13 protein-coding genes are annotated in these 17159 nt (G+C 55.9%); 1 reads left to right on the top strand and 12 read right to left on the bottom strand.

Annotated elements, in window-relative coordinates; genetic code table 11:
* Positions 1-178: 178 nt before the first annotated feature.
* The 9 genes from HNQ92_RS02150 to HNQ92_RS02190 form a co-directional block, all read right to left on the bottom strand.
* The gene (locus HNQ92_RS02150; RefSeq protein WP_184170219.1) at positions 179-1681 is read right to left on the bottom strand and encodes a SusD/RagB family nutrient-binding outer membrane lipoprotein; all 1503 of its coding nucleotides are present in this window, start codon (positions 1679-1681) and stop codon (positions 179-181) included.
* Positions 1682-1706: 25 nt separating this feature from the next.
* On the bottom strand, positions 1707-5297 hold the full coding sequence (locus HNQ92_RS02155; RefSeq protein WP_184170223.1) for a SusC/RagA family TonB-linked outer membrane protein: 3591 nt from the start codon (positions 5295-5297) through the stop codon (positions 1707-1709).
* A gap of 69 nt (positions 5298-5366) precedes the next feature.
* Positions 5367-6416, bottom strand: a complete 1050-nt coding sequence (locus tag HNQ92_RS02160) for a FecR family protein (RefSeq protein ID WP_184170226.1) — start codon at positions 6414-6416, stop codon at positions 5367-5369.
* A 97-nt stretch (positions 6417-6513) separates the two neighbouring features.
* Positions 6514-7089, bottom strand: coding sequence for an RNA polymerase sigma factor (locus tag HNQ92_RS02165; RefSeq protein WP_184170229.1), 576 nt, complete (start codon positions 7087-7089; stop codon positions 6514-6516).
* An 85-nt stretch (positions 7090-7174) separates the two neighbouring features.
* Positions 7175-7315 (bottom strand): hypothetical protein, encoded by a 141-nt coding sequence (locus HNQ92_RS02170; RefSeq protein WP_184170232.1) that lies wholly within the window; start codon positions 7313-7315, stop codon positions 7175-7177.
* Positions 7316-7344: 29 nt separating this feature from the next.
* On the bottom strand, positions 7345-8427 hold the full coding sequence (locus tag HNQ92_RS02175; protein ID WP_246439479.1) for an alginate lyase family protein: 1083 nt from the start codon (positions 8425-8427) through the stop codon (positions 7345-7347).
* Between the two features lie 131 nt (positions 8428-8558).
* Positions 8559-9407, bottom strand: a complete 849-nt coding sequence (locus HNQ92_RS02180) for a TIGR01459 family HAD-type hydrolase (RefSeq protein WP_184170235.1) — start codon at positions 9405-9407, stop codon at positions 8559-8561.
* Between the two features lie 23 nt (positions 9408-9430).
* Entirely contained in the window at positions 9431-10474 is a 1044-nt protein-coding gene (locus HNQ92_RS02185; RefSeq protein ID WP_184170238.1) for a hypothetical protein, read from the bottom strand.
* Between the two features lie 217 nt (positions 10475-10691).
* Positions 10692-11324 (bottom strand): nitroreductase family protein, encoded by a 633-nt coding sequence (locus HNQ92_RS02190; RefSeq protein WP_184170242.1) that lies wholly within the window; start codon positions 11322-11324, stop codon positions 10692-10694.
* Positions 11325-11428: 104 nt separating this feature from the next.
* Here HNQ92_RS02190 and HNQ92_RS02195 point away from each other — a divergent pair, with 104 nt between their 5' ends.
* Positions 11429-11770 (top strand): winged helix-turn-helix transcriptional regulator, encoded by a 342-nt coding sequence (locus HNQ92_RS02195; RefSeq protein WP_184170245.1) that lies wholly within the window; start codon positions 11429-11431, stop codon positions 11768-11770.
* Positions 11771-11810: 40 nt separating this feature from the next.
* Here the strand turns inward: HNQ92_RS02195 and HNQ92_RS02200 are convergent, their stop codons facing one another.
* The 3 genes from HNQ92_RS02200 to HNQ92_RS02210 are packed head-to-tail and all read right to left on the bottom strand — an operon-like array spanning position 11811 to position 17126.
* A complete protein-coding gene (locus HNQ92_RS02200; RefSeq protein WP_184170248.1) occupies positions 11811-12332 on the bottom strand; it encodes a DUF421 domain-containing protein in 522 nt (173 codons plus the stop codon).
* Between the two features lie 53 nt (positions 12333-12385).
* Positions 12386-13855, bottom strand: a complete 1470-nt coding sequence (locus HNQ92_RS02205; protein WP_184170251.1) for a DUF1501 domain-containing protein — start codon at positions 13853-13855, stop codon at positions 12386-12388.
* A 4-nt stretch (positions 13856-13859) separates the two neighbouring features.
* Complete coding sequence (locus HNQ92_RS02210; RefSeq protein WP_184170254.1) at positions 13860-17126, bottom strand: DUF1553 domain-containing protein; 3267 nt, start codon at positions 17124-17126, stop codon at positions 13860-13862.
* Positions 17127-17159 lie beyond the last annotated feature (33 nt).

Below are 17159 nucleotides of genomic sequence, written 5' to 3' on the forward strand. Positions count from 1 at the left end.
CAGGTACTTTGGCAATTGGTACAAGAACGTTAAAAAAGGTGTTCCGTAGGCGCAGTAAAAAATATTTTTTTCAAAAATCAACTCCTCTTTTTACGAAAGCCGGTAAGTCAAGGCAAAAAAAAACTCCGACCGCCAGCGCTGGGGTCGGAGTTTTGAAAAAGGAGGGAAAACGGAGGCATCAGCGCTTATCCCACCATACCCGGCTCAGGTAGGTGTCGCCGTTGGGCAGGCGTTGCGAGGCAGTCGTGTACTCATCCGGATTGCGGAAGCGCTCGCTGCCCGAGTACACCGCCCGGCGCGGAATCTGCCCGTTGGTGACGCCCTTGTTGGGGCCCGGCGTGAGCTTGGGGTACCCCGTGCGCCGCCATTCGGCGTAGGCTTCGTAGTGGCGCATGAAGAGGCTGATCCACTTCTGGGTCATGATTTGCTCCAGCTGCTGCTCCGCCGAGCCCGCCAGCTTCCCTTCGGTAGCCAGGTAAGCGGTGATCTGGTCGGCGGGGATGTTGTAGGGCTGCGTTTGCATGGCCGCCCGGATGCCTTCCTGATAGAAGCCTTCGGCCTGCGCGGGGGTAAGCCCGGCCCAGCCCAGCAGCGCCGCTTCGGCCCGGTAAAAGCACAGGTCGGAGTAGGCCATGAACAGGTACGGGAAGGTCGTTTTGCGGTCGTTGTAGATGGAAATGGTGCCGTACGAGTAGTCGTCGCGGTTGATCGTCACGTTCTGGCCCAGCGCTACGCCCAGTCCGCGGTAGAGGGGCGTACCGGCCTTTTTGGAGTTTTCGGTTGGCTCGGCGATCCTAGGCAGGCGCGGATCTTTCTTGGCCAAAAGGGTACTTATGAAAGGCTCGGCCAGCTGGTTTAGCTCCTTGCTGCCGTTGTAGCCTCCTATGGTAGGGTGATACCCCAGCGCAAAGCCGTCCTGCGGGTTGGTAGGCATGGCGGCGTTGTCGGCATTGCTCACGAAGATCGGTCCGGCCAGGGCCTCTTCCACGGTTTTGCGGGCCAGGGCTTCGTCGGCGTAGCGCAGGCGGAAGCCCATGCGTAGTTTGAGCATATTGCCGAATTTCCGCCAGGCGACTACGTTGCCTTTATAGACCAGGTCGGCGTTGCCGTAGGATATATCGCTGGCGTTCAGCTTGCTCATGGCGGCGTCCAGCTCAGTCAGCAGCGATTTATAAATATCCTGTTGCAGATCGTACTTGGGCGTAAGGATAATCTCCGCTTCGGGCAGCGCCGACTCGGAGTAGGGGATGTCGCCCCAGAAGTCGGTCATGCGCTGCCAGATGTAGATCTCGTTGATCCGGGCAATGGCCAGTTTGGTGCGGCCGTTGGGACTTTCTTCCTGGCCCTTCAGCAGGCGGTTGCGGATCTGGGCCAGGTTGTTGATGTACCCGTAGTGGGCGGCCCAGTTGCGGGTTTCGTAAATGTCGCGGTCTTCCTGGTACTGCGACGGCGCCGACAGCGAGCCACTGGCCCACTGCTGCACCCAGGAGCCCACCTGCCACCAGTTGGTCCCTTCGGTGAGCAGGGCGTTCAGCTGCACGTTGGAAAGTACGTACTCGGCGGGTACCGTAGCGGGTTGCGTAGGTGAAATATTGAGCTCTTCAAACCCTTCGGTGCAGGCTACCAGGCCCAGCGTCAGACAGGCCGCGGCGATCAGTCGGTAAAAGGTATTTTTTTTCATGATTCGTATAAAGCTTGTAGGGTACTTAAAAACTGAGGTTGAAATCGATACCGATGTTACGCATCATGGGCAACGAATGGCCTTCCATGCCCATCGTACCGGTGTTCACGTTGACTGAAGAATTTTCTGGCGAGAAGCCATCCGTATGGCGCTCCAGGTACCCTAGGTTTCGTCCGTACACGGCCAGAGAGGCTGCGCGAATGAATTTGGTTTTTTCAAATAAGGAAGCGGGCAACTGGTAGGCTAGGCGGAGCTCCCGAATGGCCACGTAGCTGGCGTCGTAGATAAACTCCTCGGCCACGGCAAAGCCTTTGTCGGAGGCTACGCGGTTCCAGAAAGCTTGGGCGGTGGTGGTGACGTCGTTGGGCTGGCCGGTGCTTACCCAGGTATTGCCCTCCTGGCGCGCCTTCACGCCTTCCACCAACAGGCCGCCTTCGCGCCCTTCCAGGGTACGCTTGGAAGTACCGTAGGCGGCTTCCTGCACGCGCCCCTGCGAGAAGATGATCCCACCCCGGCGAATGTCGATCAGGGAGCTGAACGATAATCCTTTGTACGAAAAGTTATTGGCAAAGCCGCCGGTCCAGTTGGGATTGGCGTTGCCCAGCTCGAGCGTAGGTACCGACCGCACAATGGGGAGCCCGTTGGCGTCGATCAGGCGGTTGCCGTTTTCGTCGCGGAGGTAGGCGTAGTCGGCGGCGTTCACCACGCCGTACGGTTTACCGGGTACGGCCGTAATGCGGACGTTGCGGTCGGAGCCCACCAGGATTTCCGATACGCCATCGATGAGCTCAAGTACCTTGTTGCGGTTGGCGGCCAGGTTGAAGCTCGTTTCCCACTTGAAGCCATTGGCTAGCTGCACGGGCGTGCCCGACAGCAGCAGCTCGATGCCGTGGTTCTGGAGTTTGCCCGCGTTGGTGAGCTTGGTACTGTAGCCGGTAGACTCCGCAATGGTGATGGGCAGGATCTGGTTGCTGGTGACGGAATGGTAGTAGGTAAAATCGACGAGGAGGCGGTTTTTGAGAAACCGCAGCTCGGCCCCGGCTTCGTAGGAAGTCTTGAGCTCGTTTTTGAGATTAGGGTCGGTAATGACGCTGGTATACGAAGCGAGCGGCTGGTTCTGGAAGGTATTGGCATTGAGCCCAAAGTACCCGATGGTATTGTAGGGATCACCCGAGCGGCCCGCCTGCGCCCACGAGGCCCGTACTTTGGCGTAATCCAGGAACGAGCTCTTGAGATTCAGGGCGTCGGTCAGGATCAAACTACCCCCAATCGAAGGATAAAAGAAGGAGTTGTTTTGTACGGGCAGGGTAGATGACCAATCGTTGCGGGCGGTTACGTCCAGAAAAGCCACGTTTTTATAGCCCACGTTGGCGGCCGCAAACACCGAATTGATGTCATACTCCGACACGCCCAGCGTAGCATTATTCAGGATCGTCCTTCCGACGGCGTACAGGCCGGGTATGCTCAGTTGCGAGCCTGCATTGCCCATGATCCGGTAGCGGTTGGACTGGTGGTTGGCTCCGGCATTAGCAAAGATCGAAAAGTCGCCGATGTCGTGCGAGGCAGTCAGGAGCAGGTCGGCGTTTTCCACTTTGTTGTAAACGGTGTTTTCAAAAACATTACCCGTTTGCGCAACGCGCGTACCAACGGCGTTCCAGCCGTACTGGCGCTCGTAGTAGAAGTCGGTGCCGTAGCGTCCCTGGATGGAAATGCCTTTGGTGAGCTGGTAGTTTAGCTTGGCGTAGGCAATGATGCGGTCGCGTTGGTCTTCGTTGTGGTTGTTATTGATGGTCCAAAACGGATTGGAGGTTACGGAGTTACTTTCAAATATTTTTTCTCCGCCCACAAAAAAACCATTGCCGCCCAGGTCGCGCGAGTACTGAATATCCTTTGGCGTATAGGTGTAGCGTTTAAGTCCCTCCATGCTCAGGCTGCGGGGAATGTACAAAAAGCGGTAAACGGGGTTTTGTCCGTCGTCGCCGAGGTAGGGCCGGTTGTTCACGTCCTGGCGGATGTAGTTGGCTTTTACGTCCAGGTTCAGCCCCTTGGCAATGTCCGTAGAAATTTTCAGCGTGGCCGAGTTGCGGCTCATGGTGTTGGTTGGCTGAAAACCCTGATTTTTCAGGTTCGTCAACGAGAAATAATAGGTCGTTTTGTCACCGCCGCCGTCCACGCTCACGGTGTTGATGGCGAGTCTTTCGGGCTGGAAAAACTCCTTGTAGGGATCGGCAATGGGCGAATACCGCACCGTATCGCCCCACATATCCTCGACGAGCTGTCCTTCCATGCGGGGGCCCCAGCTACCGCGGGTCGTGGGGTTACGTCCGGCACTCAGCTTCGGGATTCCTCCGGTTAAAGCGGCGCTGTAAGGTACTACCGAGCCATTGGCCTGGCGGTAAAAAGTATACTGCCCGTTGAAGCCCTGGCCGTACTCATTTTGGTAGTCGGGCTTCACCAGAGCGGTTCCTACCGAATAGCTGCCGTTGTACTGTACAGTTGGCCTGCGGTTGCGGGTACCTGATTTGGTCGTAATAATAATAACCCCGTTGGCACCGAGCTGCCCGTAGAGGGCGGCTCCGTTGGGGCCTTTCAGTACCGTCACCGACTCGATGTCGTTGGGGTTGATGTTCGAAATACCGTCCCCGCCGTCTACGCCCGTGGCAAACGTCTGCGAGCCGAGGCTGCGGCGGTTGGAGTTGTCGATCGGTACGCCGTCGATGACGTACAGAGGCTGCGAGTTACCCGATAGGGACGAATTGCCCCGGATGATCACCCGCGACGCCCCGGCCATTCCGCCCGCCGAGCTCGTGACCTGCACCCCGGCTACCTTGGCCGAGAGCGCCGAGGCCAGGTTGGTTTCGCGGGCATTGGCAAAGTCGGTTCCTTTCAGCTCGCCGGTGGCAAAGGTGAGCGCCTTTTTGTCACGCTTGATGCCCAGGGCCGTCACGACTACCTCATTCAAACTCCGGGTGTCGGCTCCCAGCGCTACGTCAATGACCGAGCGATTGCCAATCACCACTTCTTCCGATACGTACCCTACGTACGAGAATACCAGCGCCGTGGCGTCGTCGGGTGCATTGAGCGAGTACCTACCGTCGCCATCGCTGGTAGTTCCTATGGTTTTTCCTTTTACCAAGATACTTACTCCCGGCAAAGGTCCGCCGCTTTCCTTGTCCGTGACGGTACCCGAAATGGCCTGGTCTGCCGAGCTGTGCAGCCGATCTGGCGGCAGGCTCGTTTCCGACCTGAAAGTAGGCTCGCCTTTGAGCAGGATTTGCCGCTCGCCGATCACCTCGTAGCTTATTTTGAGCGGGCTCAGCAGCTGCTCGATGGCCTGAGAAAGGGGTAGGTCGGTGAGTTTTACCGTCACCTTGCGCTGGGCCTGGATCTGCTGGGGTAGGTACGAAAATTTTACGCGGGCCATTTTCTCCACCATCGACAGGGCCGTTCGGATCTCTTTGTTTTCCAGGCTAAGGCTGATTTTTGTTTCCAGCACATTTTGCCCCTTTACCTTTTCGGCCTGGGTTATTCCTACGAATAGCACCGCCATCAGCAGCTGATACATCGAAATATGCAGCAGGCTGGGGAAGTACTTTTGTTTTAGTTGTTTTTTCATACACTGGGGGTTTTTAAGCGTTTTAAGTTGCAAATGAGGTATTTAGATTGAAGGGGATGTACTAACCGCCTAGCAGCCCTGGCCCTGGAAAACGATCTGGGCATCAATGGTTTTGTAGCTGGCGTTCATCAGCTTACTCAGGATCTCCAGAATGTTGTGCAGGCTTTCACCGTCCAGGGAGGTGGTGATGGAGCAATTTTTCATGAGCTCTTCGTCGTACACAATATCCACGCCGTAGGCAATTTCGATGGCTTCAAAGAGCTCAGAGATGGGCGCGTTTTCGAAGGTGAACATGCGGAGCCTTTCCTCAGGAATGAGTATATCCGGCTTGTCGATCAGCGACTTTATCAGTCTTTTTTCCTGACTGAGGTAGACTACCTGTTGGTTGGGCGTAAGTACCACGCCGGTGGTTTCCGGGTCCTGGTTGCGGAGGTTGTTGGTTAGGAGCTCGTTGGAAAAAACCGTCACTTTTCCCGTTTTTACCGTCACCACTACCTTGCCGCCCTTTTCCCGGGCGTTGACCCGAAAGCTCGTCCCCAGTACCTTCGTCACTACGTCGTTGGCGTAGACGAAGAACGGTTTGTCGGGATTTTTTGTGACCTCAAAAAAAGCTTCTCCCGTCAGGTATACTTTCCGCTCGGTTTGTCCGAATGAGTCGGCATAGCGGATATGGCTGCGGGGGGCCAGCGTGACGGTACTTCCATCGCTCAAGACGATTTGGGCGTTGTCGTTCGTGGCGTTGGTTTCTTCCCGTAGCGAGTCGGTACTTGGTAGCCAGGGCTGTAAAGCCACGGGCAGGGTACTGAAGGCCGAAGGGCTTCGTAGCCAAAACCAACCCATGCCTACACCCAGCAGCACTACCGCCGCGGCGGCCCAGCGCGTGGGCGAGCGGTACCACCAGGGGCGAAGGGGCGCGGGCGAAGGGAAATCCGCCAACAGCTCGTTTTCCTGAACCAACGCCTGCCATTTCTGGCGGATGAGCGCTGCTTGCTCGGTTTCGGAGTCGGCGGGCGGCAGGCCCGCTTCCAGCGAGCGGTACCAGTCATCCAGCAAGGCTTTTTCCTGGTCGGTGCAGGTACCTTCCAGGTATTTTTTTAGCAAATCCTTGTATGCATCCATGAGGGCCGAGGGTAGTTTCCCGGCATGACGGACAGAACGGAAATTACCCTAAGGTGGGATAAGGTATTTTTTACAAATAATTGAGAAAGGTACTTTCTTAGAGCCGCAGCAGTAAAAAGAGGGCGATGAATTCGCGCAGATGCAGGCGCAGAAAGGAAAGTGCCCGCGAGAGGTGGTACTCGATGGCCTTTTCGGAAAGCGAGAGATCCCGGGCTATTTCGGGGATGGTGAGTTGCTCAAACCGACTCAGAATAAACACCTGCTGCGTTTTTTCGGGTAGCTGGCCCAGTACCCGGTGCAGGTTATCGGTGAGGTCGTGGTACTGCACGTCCTGGGCCGCCGTAGAAAAATACGATGGCGGCAGGAAGGTCTTTAAGTGCTGGAGGTAGTTTTCTTCCTGAATATTCTTCCGAATGTAATCCACGATCAGGTTTTTGAGCGAAACGTGGAGGTAAGCGCCCAAATTCTCGATGTAAAGTACCCCGCGCTTTTGCCAAAGTACCGCAAATACCTGCTGGGCCATTTCTTCGGCAATGTCTTTCCGGCCAATTTTCCGGGCGGCTTTGCTGTACAGTCCGTACCAGTAGCGCTCATACAGCTCCCGAAAAGCCGCGGGGTCGCTTTCGCGCAGAAGCGCTAGCAGCTCAGAGTCGCTACGGGAGTTGATGGACATGTTACTACCAAAAAAAGAGGGGTAATTTAGAGGGAAAGGTGGACTTATGCAAGAGCGGCTAGCCCTGATCCATAGATGAAAGTACCTATCCGCCAGGTACCCTTCGGCAGCGACGGTTCGGGAACGAAAGCAGGTACCTGGCGTAAGGTACTTCGGAAACAACGCGGTATTCAAGTACCCCTGCCATCAGGGTACTTTCGTAGCCCAAAGTACCCTGGGGGGCCACAAGCGGCCGCAGGTAGCTGGGGAAGTACCTTACTTCATGGACACCGTCGGTGGCATCAGCGTGGGAAACGACCAGGCAAAGTGGTGCTTGTCGATGCAGACGGGGCGGGCGGGCTGGGCGTAGGCGCGGTACTTTTCCTCGCCGTAGATGACGCCCATTGCTTCAAAGAGGTTGCCGGGCCAGTTGCCGGGCGAGCCGGGCCGTGGGTCTTTGAACCAGCTCCACGCCTCGGGGTGCAGGTTGTAGTGGTAGAGGTAGTCGAGGGCTTTCTTCATGGAGACGCCCTTTTCTTCCAGCCGGAACAGGTTCTCGCCGGTGCTGTTGTAAAGTACCTGGCAAGTGGCCGTAATGGGTGCCAGAGAAAAGTAGGTGTACCAAATGCCGTTGCTGCCGCGGCGGGTTTCTTCGGGCATGTGGCCGTCTTCGGCTATTTTGTGAAATAAATCACTCTTCACCAGGCGGCTGTTTTCGGCTAGTTGGGCGGGGTCGTCGAGGAGCTGCGCGCAGAGGGCAGAGCCCAGCCGTCCCCAGTCGGCCCAGTTGTTTTTGCGGCCCCGGATTTCGTCGCAGGCTTTGCGGTACACGTTCCGCACCCAGCCCAGGTACTTTTCGCGCTCCTGCGCCTTCCAGGCCGGGTAGTGGTACAGCAGGTCACCGGCTATAACCATCGCGGTACCCGAGTAGGCCATCACCAGCGAGCCGTCGGCTTCGGAGTAGGTGGTGTTGGTGGTGGCCCAGGTGTTGAGTATATCCAGGGCTTTTTGGCCGTACTTATTATGGCCGGAGAGCTGCCAGGCCAGCGCGCAGGCGTAGGCATCGAAGGCGTCGGACTGCAAGCTGCGCGAGTTGCGGCGGTGGCCCTCGGCGTCCACGTAGAAGCCCGGTACTTTGAAGTCGGCCAGGGCGTGGGTAGGGTGCGTCAGGGCCGAGTCGGCGTGGGCCAGTAGCTGCAGGTAGGCGTCGTAGTAGGGTTGGGTTTTGGTACTTATGTGTTTTTTTACCAACGTAATCTGTGCCTGGGTGTGCATGCCACCGGGGTGGTCGTAGGCCCAGGCGCTCCAATGGGTGAGTAAAAGGATAAAAAGTACTTGGCCAAAATGCGTTGCCTTCATGCGGGAGAAGATTAAGTAGGTACACTCATCTCTAGAAGGGTACACGGGGTACTTTTTACCGGTTTAGGTCCAAAAAAGTCAGAGGAAACCCAGGCCAGTTTGCCCCCCAGGTAGATAAGTACCCAAGCTACCTACTGCACCACCGCCGACTCGCAGATGTAGGTAGGAATAATGCCCGTGCTGCGAATCTTCATCTCGGCGTCTTCGGGCTGGGTGTTGCCCGTAAGTACCAGGGCCGTGTCCAGGCCAAACTTATTGCCCCCCAGGATGTCGGTGTGGAGCGTGTCGCCTACCATCAGAATGTCGCGCTTGCTGATGGTGGGGTAGTTTTTGATGTGCTCGTAAGCAAAGATGAACATCTGGGCGTCGGGCTTGCCGAAGCGGATAAACTGCTTGCCCACGATGTCTTCCACCATCTTGGCCACGGCCCCGATGGCAATGGCGATCTGGTGCTGCGAAACGGGGTAGGTCTTGTCAGTATTGGCCACAATCACCGGAATGTTGCGCTTGCGAAGCAGGTTCACGGTTTTGGTGAGGTCGGTGTTCCAGTCAAAGCCTTCGTCGTCCATAAACACCAGCGCGTTCACTTCCGAGATGGCATTGAGGTCCAGCTGGCTGATGGGCAGCGTTTTCAGGGTGGGCGTTTCGAGGTAGTGGGCCGAGTTGGCCGTGCCCAGGTAAGCTACCGTGCCGTGGGGTACTTTGAGGTCGAGGTACTCGCGGGCCAGCATCCCCGACGAAATGATACAGCTGGGCACGACGTCGTGAATCCCCAGGCGCACGTACGACTCCGCCAGCTGCTCCGGGCTGCGGGAGGCGTCGTTGGTCAGGACGTAAAAATCCTTACCCGTTTCGCGCAGGTAGGCAAAGGTATTTTCAATGCCCGGAATGAGGCTGTTGTGGGTTTTAAGTACCCCAAAGGCATCGAAGAAAATAACTTTATACTGATCAACAAGGGTTTTGAAACAATCGAGCTGCATAGGAGAAGGGGGTAAGAGGTACTTTAGAGGTGCAGGGCGTTCAGGATGCGGTCGGCGTCAAATTGCGCTTCGATGGAAGGAAAATAAATCTCGTAGGCCTCGCGCTGGAGCTTGGTAGCGTAGGTACGGTGGAAAAAGTACCTCCCGTACTTGATGACGTAGTTCAGGATAAAAAACCGGTAGGCTTCTTTCATAAAAAGTACCTCCTCGGCCCGGAGCGGGTATACTTTATGGTACTCTTCCAGAAACCAAAGAAAGCGCTCTTCCATCAAAGTACCGATGTAGTAGCTGAATACCGTCCGGTCGCCGACGTTGGAGACTACCCGGCTGAAAAAGTAGAAGTCCATGATCCGCGACGACACCCGGAACCAGTCGTAGTCCCAGCGCGAAAAGAGCTCTAAATCTTCGTTGACCGAAAAGTTGCCGATGTTCCAATCCACAAAGACTGGCATGGTATCAAAGGTACTTATGTTGAGTTCCTGGGTATTTTTCAGGAAGGTTTTGCACTGCTCGCGCAGGTAGTTTACGTGCATCCGGTGCTCGTATTGCCCGGTCTCGGTGTCGAGGATGTCCAGCAGGTGCTGCACGTCCACGCGTAGGGTTTTGGACGATTTGGGGAGTGCGTTGCTGGCGCGGAAGCAGGCCTTGTGGAAACGCGCCATCTGCGTACCAAACTGCCGAATCTCGCTTTCGTTGAGGCGCTTGGGCAGTCGCAGGCGCGTCCGGATCGGGTTGTAAAAAACCACCCAGGTATCCACAAAACCCTCCTGATGGCGATAAGTATATACCTGGTTATTCTTCATCAGCGACTTCGCCAGGACGTTCTCGAAGGGGTACAGCAGGTTGTTGGCCAGGGCATGTATGATACGGTGATCTTCCTTGAAGTGCTCGTACTTACCAAAGTACGATAGCTTGGCAATGATGAAGTCATCGTTGTCGAAAGTGACCTTAAAAACGTGGTTGGTCGACACCTTTGCGCTGATGTCCTCGACGCGCTGAATGGTCTTGGAAGCGTCAAAACCCGCCCAGGCTTTTTTTATGATGGCCGGATAATCTACTAGTTGCATAGGAAGTAAGGTACTTTACGGAAGGCCAAAGTACCGGTTTTATTTTTGGATACGCCAACGGGCAGCCAAAAATTGGGGTAGTAGCTGGTTGGTAGCGCCGCCGGGAGGTCGTTTGATCCGCGGATTTTCCCTAAAAATACAGGAAGTAGATGAAAACAGGATAAAGTACCTTGATTCCCGGCGGCAATACCTTTGGTAGGCTGGGTGGTGGAATCGCCTATACCAGCTCGGTAATAAATTCTTCTTTGGGCGTCCGTACTTTTTTAAGGTTGACCAGCCAGTCACCTTGCTCATCGCGGTAGCCAAGCGGTAGTATAATGGTACTTTTTAATCCCAATGGGCCCAGTCCGAGTAATTCGTCCAGTTGGGCGGAGTCAAACCCCTCCATGGGTGTAGCGTCCACTTTTTGTTCGGCGGCGGCTGCTATAGCTAGTCCAAAGGATATATAGGCTTGTCGGGCACTATGATTTCTATGCCATTCCTGGTCTAGGGGTTCATACAATCCCCAGAGCATGTTTTTGTACTCGTCAGCGGTGTCATCGGGCAAGCCCCGTTCCTGCGAAGTTTTTAGCAAAACATCACTAATTCTTTCGTACGAATAGCGATCCCACGCGGCCCAGACCAGCAGATGGGAGCAGTCGGTAATTTGACTTTGATTAAATGAAATTGCTCTGATTTTTTCAAGCAAGCTTCTATTACTGATGACAAAAAGGCGGTAAGGCTGTAGCCCTGATGAGGACGGCGCAAACCGGGCCGCTTCCAGGATGTAATCCAATTTCTCTTTCGGAACAGGCTGTCCGTTCATTTTCTTGGTAGCGTAGCGCCACTTGAGGTTGTCTATTAAAGCCATGATGTTATATTTAATTGATTTCTCTGCAAAGTTAGAATGGCTTTGTTTATTTTTGTTACTAAGTATAGAAAAGTAACAGTAACCTTTGAGTAACCAAGTAACATATGCTAGACAATCACGCGTGTAAACAACACATCAGAGCCGTACATGACGCCATGGATGTGCTCAATGGAAAATGGACGATATCCATCATCGCCGTTTTATGCTACCATCAACAGCGAAGGTTTTCGGATATTTTGAGTGATGTAAAAGGAATATCCAATAAAATGTTGAGTAAAGAATTGAAAGAGATGGAGATGAATAAACTTATAACAAGAACAGTCATGGATACGCAGCCCGTAACCGTCTACTATGAGCTGACGGACTATGGACAAAAATTACAGGCTGTCATCAAAAATCTTTCTGATTGGGGGAGTGAACACCGAAAGAAGATTATTGAGGAGTAGCTGCCGTTTCCTTTTTACAGGCTTTCGTCAGTTAGTCGAGCTACTTATTGACGTACTTAAGTACCTCGATGGCGGCGTTGGCGGCGTGGCGTTGGTACAGTACGGTGAACTCGCCGGTACTTTCCATCACGATGGCATCTACCTGGTCGGGCGACTCCAACCCCTGCCGCCGGATGGCAGCGTGGAGTTCGGGTTCGGTTACGCGCTCCTCTTCCATGGCCTGGGTCATGAACTCCCCGTGCAGAAAAAGCAGGCGAGGCTTTGATTGCACCAGTTTACGAACTTGATCAGAGCGGATGGTGAGCTTGGCTACGATGAATTGCAACAGAATGAGCAGCCCCAGCGCCAGTACCCCGTCGGCCAGGGAAACATCCTTGGCCGTGATGATCGACGACAACGTAGAACCCAGCGCAACGGTAATCAGGAAGTCGAAGGCACTCATCTGGGCCAGGGTACGCTTCCCCGAAATGCGGACCATCAGAACCAGCGCTACGTAGGCAAGTACCCCAACGATTAAAATTCGTAAGAGACTAGAGCCGCTATCGAAAAATACTTTGTCCATGCCGGGTAGTTTATTTAGGATAAACCAGTACTTTTCTAAAAAAACGTACCTACCTAGGCAATGATGGGCTTGACTACGCTACCGTGCACGTCGGTGAGGCGGTAGCGGCGACCTTGGTGCTTGAAGATGAGCCGCTCGTGGTCGACGCCGAGCAGGTGCATCACCGTAGCCTGGAAGTCATGCACGTGTACCGGATCTTTGATTACGTTGTAGCCAAAGTCGTCGGTTTCACCGTAGACGAATCCCTTCTTAACGCCCGCTCCCGCCATCCAGATGGTAAAGCTGCGCGGGTGGTGGTCCCGGCCGTAGTTGTCTTTGCTGAGCTTTCCCTGTGAGTAGGAGCCCCGCCCAAACTCTCCTCCCCACACCACCAGCGTATCGTCCAGCAGGCCGCGTTGTTTGAGGTCCAGAATGAGGGCCGCCGAGGCCTGGTCTACGCTCTTGGTCATGATTTTGATGTCCTTGGGTAGGTTACCGTGCTGGTCCCAGCCCTGGTGGTAGAGCTGTACAAACTTCACGTCTTTTTCAATGAGCTTACGCGCCAGCAGGCAGTTGGCGGCGTAGGTACCCGGTATGCGGGCCTCTTCGCCGTACATATCGAAGATATAGTCGGGCTCCTTGGACAGATCCAGCGTTTCGGGCACGGCGGTTTGCATCCGGTAGGCCATTTCGTACTGCGACACGCGGTAGTTGATCTCGGGGTCCAGGATTTTCTCAAACTGCTCCTGGTGAAGCTTGGCCAGGTAGTCGAGCATTCGTCGGCGGCTGGTTTTATCAATTCCTTCCGGATTGTTGAGGTAAAAAACCGGGTCGGGCCCCGACCGGAACACTACGCCCTGGTGCAGCGAGGGCAGGAAACCGTTGCTCCAGAGCTTGGCGTACAGCGGCTGGTCGCCGTTGCGCCCTTTGGAAAGAAGTACCACAAAGGCGGGCATGTTCTGGTTGTCGGAGCCCAGGCCGTAACTCACCCACGAGCCCCACGAGGGCCGCCCGCCCTGCTGGCTGCCCGTCTGGAAGAAGGTCACGGCGGGGTCGTGGTTGATGGCCTCGGTATGCATGGAGCGGATAAAGGTCGCTTCGTCGGCGATGGAGGCGATGTGCGGCAATAGCTCGCTGATCCACATCCGGCCCGGCCCGTGCTGGGCAAAGGAGTACTTAGAGGCCGCCAGCGGAAAGCTACTCTGCCCGGCAGTCATGCCGGTGAGGCGCTGGCCCTGCCGAATGGACTCCGGCAAATCCTGCCCCCACATTTTTTCGAGCTTGGGTTTGTAATCAAAGAGCTCAAGCTGCGAGGGAGCTCCGCTCTGAAACAGGTAGATCACCCGCTTGGCTTTGGGCGCAAAGTGCGGATTGCCCAGTGGCAGGCTTTCCGGGGAGGGCGTGGCTTTGGTGGCAAAGCTGTGGTCGGCGCTCAGCAGCGAGGACATAGCGGCCGCACCCAAGCCTAAGCTGGTGCGGGAAAGAAAGTTGCGCCGGCTTAGCTGCTCGTGGACGTGGTTTTCGAGTTCTCGGTAGAAGCTCATAGATTTATCTTTTAATAACGAATTCGTCGAAATTCATGATGGTACTGGCCACGATGGTCGTAGCCGCCAACTCCACGGGGTTCAGCCGCTTATCGGCGGGGTACTCGCCCGTTTGCAGGAGCTGCCGGGCGCGGGCCGTGTTGCGGGCAAAGTCCCGGTACTCTTCGCTATAGAGTTCTTTCAGCAACGCTATTTCCGTGGGGCGGGGCGGACGGCTCGTCAGGGCCTTGTAGGCGTAGGTGATCCGCTCCTCGGGCGTTTTCCCGTTTAGCAACATTCGTTCGGCGAGTATTCGCGAGGCTTCCACAAACTGCGGATCATTCAACGTGACGAGCGCCTGGAGCGGCGTACTGGTTTTTTGGCGTTTCACCACGCAGAAATGCCGCTCGGCGGCGTCGAAGTTGAGCATCATCGGCGGTGGGGAGCTACGCTTCCAGATGGTATACAAGCTGCGCCGGTACAGGCTGTCGCCGTGCTGCTGGGGGTAGGTTACGGAGTTGCGCGTAGCCAGCGCCTCCCAGAGCCCGGCGGGCTGGTAGGGATGCACGCTCGGTCCCCCAATTTCTTTGACCAACAGTCCGCTGGCGGCCAGCGCATTGTCCCGTATTTGCTCGGCGCTGAGCCGGTAGCTGGGGCCGCGGGCGTAGAGGAGGTTCTCGGGATCAAGCTCGCGGAGCGTCGGGTCCGTACGCGACGACTGCCGGTAGGTAGCTGACAGCACGATCATTTTCTGGAAGGCCTTGACGTCCCACTTCATGGCCCGAAACTCATACGCCAGCCAATCGAGCAGCTCGGGGTGTGTGGGTAGGTCGCCCTGGTTGCCAAAATCATCGCTGGCGCGCGCCAGCCCCTGCCCAAAGTACTGCTGCCAAAAGCGGTTGACGGTGACGCGCGCAAAGAGCGGGTGGTCTTCGTGCAGCAGCCAGCGCGCCAGTCCCAGGCGGTTGCGGGGGTATTCTTTGGGTATTTTAAAAAGCTGATCGGGGGTGTCGGCCGAGACCTCACGGCCGGGCGCATCGTAGGTACCCCTTTCCAGAATGAAGGTCTTGCGGGGGTACTTACGCTCCTTCATCACCATCACATCGATCTGGTGGTTGAGCAGGTCGGTTTCTTCTCCGATCCACTTCAGGCTTTCGGCCTGGCTTTTTTTATACGCTTCGTCAAAATGCTGGAGGTAGTAGTCGAGCAGTGCCTGTCGCTGGACGGGCGTGCGCCGCGCCGTTGGCGTTTTAAGCGCGAGGAGTAGCTCGTTGCGCTGGGTAAAAAGGCCGAGCATTTCCAGCGACGTCAGCGCGCGCGTGTATATTTTCAGCTCATCTACCTCAAAGTTTTTGGTGTACTGGTCGGCCAGCCGCCCAATCATCAGGTTGGAAGTACCCCAGTTGGATTTGTTTTTTCCGTACAGCAGGCTTTGAGTCAGGTTGTCGTTATGGATCGACACCCGCACGGGCTTGCCGTTGACGTACAGCTTCACGCCCCGGGCTTTGCTGAGGCCGTCGTAGGTGAAGGCCAGGTGCGTCCATTGGTTGAGGGGAAATTTGTCCAGGGTTTGCAGTTCGATGGCGTCTTCGGGCCAGATGTGGCTAATCATGAACCGCAGGCGGCCGTCGGCCAACCGAAACACGTTCCAGCCCCGGTAGCCGTTAAATACGCCATTGGATTTATGGATCAGGGAGCCACTGACGGCGGGGTCGTGCAGGTTCAGCCACACGCTTACGCTAAACGGCTGGTTTCGTTCGAAGAAGGCAAAATCATTCTGAAAGTTGATCGCGTTTTCTCCGTAAATGTACCGGGCTTTTCCAAAGCGCCCCGGACGCGACGCTTTGCTCGACGTCAACGAGTCCCCCTCGGCGCGGGCTTTGTGCTCGGGATTAGCCAGGTTTTGAAAATGCTGCCCCGCGGGTTCATCAAAAGTAAAGTGGCCGAGCAAATCCTGCTGCGCGGGTACTATGGTGGCTTCGGGGGCCTGCTCAGCCTGGCGCAGCCATTGCTCAAAGCGCTGTTGGTAGGTAGGTTGGGCGGGAGTAAGTTTCCGTTTTTCGGTACTCAGGCTGGTTCGGATAAATTGTAGCCGGGCTTCGGCTTCGGGCGTGGGAATGGTGATGCTGGGGCTGGCCTCGCCGTTGTAGGGGATCTGCCCGTTTTCGTTGTTATTATTAAAGAAAGCGTAGAGCGAGAAAAAGTCCTTCTGGCTCACGGGGTCGTACTTATGGTCGTGGCAGCGGGCGCACTCCACGGTCAGGCCCAGGAACGCTTTGCCAAAGGTACCTACGCGGTCGGCCACGTACTCGGTGCGGTACTCTTCGGGCACGATACCCCCCTCCTGGCTTTGCTGGTGCATCCGGTTGAAGGCCGTAGCGAGTAGCTGGTCCCGGCTGGGCTTAGGCAGCAGGTCGCCGGCCAGCTGCCAGGTTACGAATTGGTCGTAGGGTAGGTTTTGATTATAGGCTTTAATGACCCAGTCGCGGTAGGGCCAGGCCGAGCGCGGGCCGTCGTCCTGGTAGCCGTGGGTATCGGCGTAGCGGGCTATGTCCAGCCAGGGTACGGCCATGTGCTCGCCGTACTGCGGTGAGGCCAGCAGCCGGTCCACGGCTTTCTCGTAGGCGCTAGGACTGGTATCCTTCAGGTAGGCATCCACTTCGGCGGGCGTGGGTGGCAGGCCGGTGAGGTCCAGCGACACCCGCCGGAGCAGGGTAGTTTTATCGGCTTCCGGGGCGGGCGTTATTTTCTGGTCTTCCAGCTTTTTAAGAATAAAACGGTCGATGTCATTGCGTACCCACGTGGTATTTTTTACGGCAGGTACCTGCGGTTTTTCGACTTTAGTAAACGACCAGTGCGGTTTGTACTCGGCTCCTTGCTCAATCCAGCGGATAAGCGTGGCTTTTTCCTGGGGTGATAACGACAGGTGCGAGTCGGGCGTAGGCATCATGAGCTCCGGGTCGCCCGAGAGGATGCGGTAAACGACCTCACTGTTCTTGGAATTGCCCGGTACAATGGCCTTGCGACCGCTTTCGCATTTTTTGTCCAGCGCGGCTTCGGCTACGTCCAGGCGCAGGCCCGCCTTCTGCTTGTTCTGGTCGGGGCCGTGGCAGGCAAAGCAGCGGTCGGACAGGATCGGCTTGACGTGGTAGCTGTAATCGACCTGATCAGGTACCTCTTTCATGGCCAGGGCTACTTCTTCGGGTAGTTCTACCCGGCGCTCGCAGGAGGCCAGCCCCGCCAGGGTACCCACTAAAAATAAGCTTTTTATGTACTTGCTCGCTAAACCCATGGGTATTCAATTGACTTTCCTATAAAAGCAGAG

The sequence above is a fragment of the Rhabdobacter roseus genome, from assembly GCF_014202275.1.
GTDB classification, from domain to species: domain Bacteria; phylum Bacteroidota; class Bacteroidia; order Cytophagales; family Spirosomataceae; genus Rhabdobacter; species Rhabdobacter roseus.

Bases quoted from the DNA above. Each gene is read 5' to 3' on its own strand.
- HNQ92_RS02150 (WP_184170219.1), bottom strand. From the start codon at position 1,681: ATGAAAAAAAATACCTTTTACCGACTGATCGCCGCGGCCTGTCTGACG.
- HNQ92_RS02155 (WP_184170223.1), bottom strand. From the start codon at position 5,297: ATGAAAAAACAACTAAAACAAAAGTACTTCCCCAGCCTGCTGCATATT.
- HNQ92_RS02160 (WP_184170226.1), bottom strand. From the start codon at position 6,416: ATGGATGCATACAAGGATTTGCTAAAAAAATACCTGGAAGGTACCTGC.
- HNQ92_RS02165 (WP_184170229.1), bottom strand. From the start codon at position 7,089: ATGTCCATCAACTCCCGTAGCGACTCTGAGCTGCTAGCGCTTCTGCGC.
- HNQ92_RS02175 (WP_246439479.1), bottom strand. From the start codon at position 8,427: ATGAAGGCAACGCATTTTGGCCAAGTACTTTTTATCCTTTTACTCACC.
- HNQ92_RS02180 (WP_184170235.1), bottom strand. From the start codon at position 9,407: ATGCAGCTCGATTGTTTCAAAACCCTTGTTGATCAGTATAAAGTTATT.
- HNQ92_RS02185 (WP_184170238.1), bottom strand. From the start codon at position 10,474: ATGCAACTAGTAGATTATCCGGCCATCATAAAAAAAGCCTGGGCGGGT.
- HNQ92_RS02190 (WP_184170242.1), bottom strand. From the start codon at position 11,324: ATGGCTTTAATAGACAACCTCAAGTGGCGCTACGCTACCAAGAAAATG.
- HNQ92_RS02195 (WP_184170245.1), top strand. From the start codon at position 11,429: ATGCTAGACAATCACGCGTGTAAACAACACATCAGAGCCGTACATGAC.
- HNQ92_RS02200 (WP_184170248.1), bottom strand. From the start codon at position 12,332: ATGGACAAAGTATTTTTCGATAGCGGCTCTAGTCTCTTACGAATTTTA.
- HNQ92_RS02205 (WP_184170251.1), bottom strand. From the start codon at position 13,855: ATGAGCTTCTACCGAGAACTCGAAAACCACGTCCACGAGCAGCTAAGC.
- HNQ92_RS02210 (WP_184170254.1), bottom strand. From the start codon at position 17,126: ATGGGTTTAGCGAGCAAGTACATAAAAAGCTTATTTTTAGTGGGTACC.